Raw genomic sequence first — 5,324 nt, forward strand, 5'->3', positions numbered from 1 at the left:
GCGCCGGGGCGACAGGCCCTACGAGTGGCCCAGGTCCTCCGACGTCACGTCGGGCTCCGTCGTCGAGCCCGAGTCCTTCCCGGGGCGGAGGGGGAACGCGTCCGCCCCCATCGAGTCGAGCACCGGCGGCGCGGGCCGCGGCGGCTTCGGCATGATCGCGGCCTCCGAGTGGCCCCCGCAGCCGTACGAGAGGGACACGACCCGCCCGTCCGCCGGGGCGAACTCGTTGGCGCAGATGCCGAACGTCTGCCTCAGGGAGCCGGCCAGCGGCACCAGGAACGCGCAGGACTCGCAGGTGGCCGGAGCCGCCTGGGCCATCGGCGTACGGGCGCCGAAGGACTCCTCCCAGCGGTCCGCGGCCGTGTGGAGCCCGTAGCGCGAGAGGACCCTGGCCCGGCGCATGCCGAGCTCGTCGGCGACCGCGGCGATCGCTCCCCGCGAGGGGGTGCGCGTGACGATCTCGGCGTCCTCGGCGTCGAGGTGGTCCGCCAGCTCCTCCGACACCACGGAGTTCGGCGGCGGCGCGTCCTCGCCGGAGTACCCGGGCTCCAGGCGCAGGTCGTCCGCCTCGGTCGGCAGGAGGTCGCCGGGACCCATGTCGCCGGGGCGCAGCCGCTCGCTCCACGGCACCCACTCGGGGGCGAGGAGCGCGTCGGAGCCGGGCAGCAGGACGGTTTCGTCAAGCGTGACGTTCTTGGCGCGGGAGGCCCGGGTGACCGTCACCGCCCAGCGCCAGCCCCGGTAGCCGGGCTCCTTGGACTCGAAGTAGTGGGTGACGACCCGGTCACCCTCGGCGACCACCTCGACGTGCGCGCCGACGATCCCGGGGGCGGCCGCCTCCTCGGCGGCCTCCCGCGCGAGCTCTACGGCCTCGGCACACAGGCGGTCGGGGATACGCGTGGCTCGCGGGGTACGCGGGGTACCGCTTCGCGTCGTCGCAGCACTCACAGGTCTCGCTCATCTCCTACGCCGTCTCACGGGTGCGCCGGCCGAGGGGCGGGAGCGAAGCCACGGGCGGCGGGCGGAGCGGACCTGTGGGCCGCATCGACGTCCGCGCACCCGACCTGTCTCGCGTGTCTCGGGCACACCTATCGACATCCATTCTGCGGGATGCCGAAGAGGCGCGCGGCCGAGAGCTTCCGCCGGTGGCGCGCTACGCACGCTACCCCGTTCGCGGGCCACAGCCCACCTGCCCGCCCCAAGTGGCCCGGATCGCGGACGCCGGCGAACCGCTCGCGAGCAGGCCGGAGGTCACTCCGGAGGACCTGTCTCGCGTGTCTCGGGCACACCTATCGACATCCATTCTGCGGGATGCCGAAGAGGCGCGCGGCCGAGAGCTTCCGCCGGTGGCGCGCTACGCACGCTACCCCGTTCGCGGGCCACAGCCCACCTGCCCGCCCCAAGTGGCCCGGATCGCGGACGCCGGCGAACCGCTCGCGAGCAGGCCGGAGGTCACTCCGGAGGGGGGTGGTTGGTCCGGGTCGCGGGGGTGGCCGGTCCGCGTCGCGGGGACGGCCGGTCCGCGTCGCGGCCGCGGCCTGTCGTCCGCTCCCGTCCTCCGGGGGCTCCGACCTGCCCGGTCGCGAGCCGTCCCGGCGAGGCCGTTCGCGGCCCCTCGTTCCGGTACCGGACGGCGGCACGCCGTACCCCCGCGTGGCGCGGGCGCGGCGGCCCGATAGCCTTCGGCTCATGACCGTTGCGTTCTTCTCCGGCTCGCGCCGCCGGGCCGCCGTCGCCCTCGGGGCCGTCTCCGCCGGGCTCCTCGTTCTCTCCGCCTGCGACAAGCCGACTCCGATCGCGACCGTGACGGTCGGGTCCGACTCGATCCACTCCGAGGCCGCCTGCTACAACAACGGCGAGGCCATCAAGGAGTCGCAGATCCAGCAGTGCCTCAACAAGAAGGCCGAGAAGTCCATCACCGTGGCGATGGACGACAAGATCCGCTTCGGGGTCGACCCCGAGATCGCGGACAACGGCTGGACCATCTTCCTCGGCGGCCAGCAGGCCGAGCCCGAGCCGTACAAGAAGACGTACCGGACCATCCCGGCCAGCGCCTTCTTCTCCAGCCAGACCGGCGAGGCCACCGACAACTCCCAGGTGACCATCGTCGAGAACACCGGCAAGAAGCTCACCGGCATCTGGCACTTCCAGCTGAAGAAGGAATCCTGATCCTCCGGTGGTCCACCGGATCCTGATCGTGACGGCCGTGGCGGCGGAGGCGGACTCCGTCTCCACCGGCCTCGGCCTCGGCGCCCCCGAACTGCTCCCGCTGCCGGGGGGCGTCGTGCTGCGCCGCCACACGGACGCCTCGAACTCCCCGGACGCCTCGCCCTCCCCCGGGCCCCCCGGCTCCCGTCTCCGCGTCGACGTCCTCGTCGGTGGTGTCGGGCCCGCCTCCGTCGCCGCCTCGACCGGGACCGCGCTGGCCCACGCCGCGCTCACCGACACGCCCGGGCCGTCCGGCGCACCCGGGCCGTCCTCCGGCCCGTCCGGCTCCGCGCCGCCGCCCCCCTACGACCTCGTCGTCTCCGCCGGGATCGCCGGTGGGTTCCAGCCCCTCGCGCCCCTCGGTTCCGTCGTCGTCGCGTCGGCCGTCGTCGCCGCGGACCTCGGCGCACAGACCCCCGACGGGTACCTGACCGTCGACGAGCTGGGCTTCGGGCGGTCCGTCCATCCCGTCCCGGAGGCCCTGACCGGGCGTATCGCGGCCGTCCTGGCCGCCGCCGGCCTGCCGCACACCGTCGCGCCGGTCCTCACCGTCTCCACCGTCACCGGCACCGCCGACCGCGCGGCGGAGCTGGCCGGGCTCCGGCCCGGAGCGGCCGCCGAGGCGATGGAGGGCTTCGGCGTCGCCGAGGCCGCCACCGGATACGCCGTGCCCGTCGTCGAGATCCGGGCCGTGTCGAACGCCGTGGGCCCCCGCGACCGCGCCGCCTGGCGCATCGGCGAGGCCCTGGAGGCGCTCCGGCACACCTTCGAGCTGCTCGGCAAGACCGTCTTCCTGGAGCTGGAGCCCTCGTGACGAAGCTGAAGATCGCCTACTCGCCCTGCCCGAACGACACCTTCGTCTTCGACGCCTGGGCCCACGGCCGCGTCCCGGACGCCCCGCCGCTCGACGTCACCTTCGCCGACATCGACGTCACGAACGGCTGGGCCGAGAGCGGCACCGACGGCCACGACGTCCTCAAGGTGTCGTACGCCGTGCTGCCGTGGATCCTCGACGAGTACGCGCTGCTGCCCTGCGGCGGCGCGCTCGGCCGGGGCTGCGGGCCGCTCGTCCTCACCCGCGAGGAAGCGACCGGGGCCGACCTCGCCGGGAAGACCGTCGCGGTGCCGAGCGAGCGCTCCACCGCGTACCTGCTGTTCCGGCTCTGGGCGGCCGAGCAGGTGCCGGGCGGTGTCGGCGGCGTCGTCGTGATGCCGTTCCACGAGATCATGCCCGCCGTGCGCGACGGCAAGGTCGACGCCGGGCTCGTCATCCACGAGGCCCGCTTCACGTACCAGGACTACGGGCTGCACCGCCTCGCCGACATGGGCGAGCACTGGGAGTCCACGACCGGGCTGCCGATCCCGCTCGGCGCGATCGTCGCCCGCCGCTCCCTCGGCGCGGAGACCCTGCGGCGGCTCGCCGACGCGGCCCGCACGTCGGTGCGGATGGCGTGGGACGACCCTGCGGTGTCACGGGCGTACGTCATGGAGCACGCGCAGGAGATGGACCCGAAGGTCGCCGACCAGCACATCGGGCTCTACGTGAACGAGTTCACCGCCGACCTCGGCGAACACGGCTACGCGGCCGTCCGCGGGCTGCTCACCCGCGCCGCGGCCGAGGGACTCGTACCCCCCCTCGGCCCGGACTCGCTCGCCTTCCCGTGACCGGGGCCGCCGCCGGTCAGACGTCCAGCTGGTCCGCGACCGCGCGCAGCAGGCCGGCGATCTTGGCGCCCTGCGTCTTGTCGGGGTAGCGGCCGCGCTCCAGCATCGGCGTGATGTTCTCCAGGAGCGTCGTCAGGTCCTGCACGATGGAGGCCAGTTCGTCGGGCTTGCGGCGCTGCGCCGCGGCCACGGACGGCGTCGGGTCGAGGATCGTCACGGACAGCGCCTGGTCGCCGCGCTGACCCGCGACGACGCCGAACTCGACCCGCTGCCCCGGCTTCAGTGCGTCGACTCCGGCAGGGAGCACCGACGAGTGGACGAAGACGTCGCCGCCGTCGTCCCGGGAGAGAAAGCCGAAGCCCTTCTCACTGTTGAACCATTTGACCTTGCCGGTAGGCACGTCCGTCCTCGTCCTCGTCGGGGGATGGCAAACAGCGGGTCGACCGACCCGCCGGCACCAGGCTAATGGTCCGGAGGCCGGTGACAAGGCGTCGCCGGTGTGTTCCTTCGGCCTGGGAACTACCCTGGCCGGATGCGTAGTGAAACCCCCGCCGCACAGACGAACGACAGCGCTCCGGGTGACGGGCTCGTCAAGGTCGGAGTCGTCCTCTTCGCCATCGGTGCGGTGGCGACGCTGGTCACCGTGGCTCCGTTGTTCCTGGGCACCGACCCGTTCCCCACGGTCGCGTACACCGTCTCCATGCTCATGGGCGTCGGCTTCGCCGTCGCCGCCGCCGGCGTGCTGCGGTCCATCGCGGCTCAGCGGCGGCAGGCGCGGGAGTCCTCGGCCGCGTCGGTTCAGGCCGGATAACGCCCCCCCTCAGGCCAGGTACCCCTCCCACCAGGCACGGAAGTCCGTCAGGTCCGTGAGGACCACGTCCGCGCCGGCCTCCGCCAGTTCCTCGGGAGCGCACGGGCCGGTCGCGACCGCCACGGACAGGGCGCCCGCCGTGGCGGCGCCGCGCACGTCTCCGACGTGGTCGCCGACGTACACCCGCGCGCCGTGGGCGCGCAGGGCCTCCGCCTTGCCCTCGGCCCACAGCCCGCCGACCAGCGCGTCCGGCTCGATGCCGAGGTGCGCCAGGTGCAGCGCGGCGTGCGGGCCGTTCTTCGCCGTGACGACGATCGTGCGGCCGCCCGCGTCCCGCACCGCCTGTATCGCGTCCCGCGCGCCCGGCATCGGCGGCGAGGACTCGATCGCGTACGCCGGGTACAGCGACCGGTAGTGCGCCACCATCTCGGTCACCCGCTCCTCGGGGACCCAGTACGCCATCTCGTGTTCCAGCGGCGGGCCGAGCCGGCTGACGACCAGATCCGCGTCCACGGCGACACCGGACTCCGCCGAGAACGCCTCCCAGGCGGCCTTGATGCCGGGGCGGGTGTCGATCAGCGTCAGGTCGAGGTCGAAGCCGACGGTGAGCGGGGGCTTGGAGCTCGGGGGCCCGGAGGGC

7 protein-coding genes are annotated in these 5,324 nt (G+C 73.8%); 4 read left to right on the plus strand and 3 right to left on the minus strand.

What is annotated here, in order from left to right; translation table 11 throughout:
* Positions 1 to 18 precede the first annotated feature (18 nt).
* Complete coding sequence (locus EAO70_RS12500) at positions 19 to 948, minus strand: DUF3027 domain-containing protein (protein ID WP_148003088.1); 930 nt, start codon at positions 946 to 948, stop codon at positions 19 to 21.
* Between the two features lie 741 nt (positions 949 to 1,689).
* Between EAO70_RS12500 and EAO70_RS12505 the strand changes: the two genes are divergently transcribed.
* The 3 genes from EAO70_RS12505 to EAO70_RS12515 are packed head-to-tail and all read left to right on the plus strand — an operon-like array spanning position 1,690 to position 3,873.
* Positions 1,690 to 2,169, plus strand: a complete 480-nt coding sequence (locus tag EAO70_RS12505; RefSeq protein WP_148003089.1) for a DUF2771 domain-containing protein — start codon at positions 1,690 to 1,692, stop codon at positions 2,167 to 2,169.
* Between the two features lie 7 nt (positions 2,170 to 2,176).
* On the plus strand, positions 2,177 to 3,022 hold the full coding sequence (locus EAO70_RS12510; RefSeq protein ID WP_148003090.1) for a futalosine hydrolase: 846 nt from the start codon (positions 2,177 to 2,179) through the stop codon (positions 3,020 to 3,022).
* A complete protein-coding gene (locus EAO70_RS12515; RefSeq protein ID WP_148003091.1) occupies positions 3,019 to 3,873 on the plus strand; it encodes a 1,4-dihydroxy-6-naphthoate synthase in 855 nt (284 codons plus the stop codon). Before EAO70_RS12510 ends, EAO70_RS12515 begins: the two co-directional genes overlap by 4 nt.
* Before the next feature lie 16 nt (positions 3,874 to 3,889).
* Here the strand turns inward: EAO70_RS12515 and EAO70_RS40005 are convergent, their stop codons facing one another.
* The gene (locus tag EAO70_RS40005) at positions 3,890 to 4,273 is read right to left on the minus strand and encodes a cold-shock protein (protein ID WP_030322122.1); all 384 of its coding nucleotides are present in this window, start codon (positions 4,271 to 4,273) and stop codon (positions 3,890 to 3,892) included.
* A 132-nt stretch (positions 4,274 to 4,405) separates the two neighbouring features.
* Between EAO70_RS40005 and EAO70_RS12525 the strand changes: the two genes are divergently transcribed.
* The gene (locus tag EAO70_RS12525) at positions 4,406 to 4,684 is read left to right on the plus strand and encodes a hypothetical protein (protein ID WP_187283864.1); all 279 of its coding nucleotides are present in this window, start codon (positions 4,406 to 4,408) and stop codon (positions 4,682 to 4,684) included.
* Positions 4,685 to 4,693: 9 nt separating this feature from the next.
* Here EAO70_RS12525 and EAO70_RS12530 read toward each other — a convergent pair.
* Positions 4,694 to 5,324 (minus strand): HAD family hydrolase (locus EAO70_RS12530; RefSeq protein WP_261992830.1); only part of this gene is annotated, 631 nt, incomplete at its 5' end.

It is taken from the genome of Streptomyces sp. adm13(2018) (assembly GCF_008042145.1).
GTDB lineage: Bacteria > Actinomycetota > Actinomycetes > Streptomycetales > Streptomycetaceae > Streptomyces.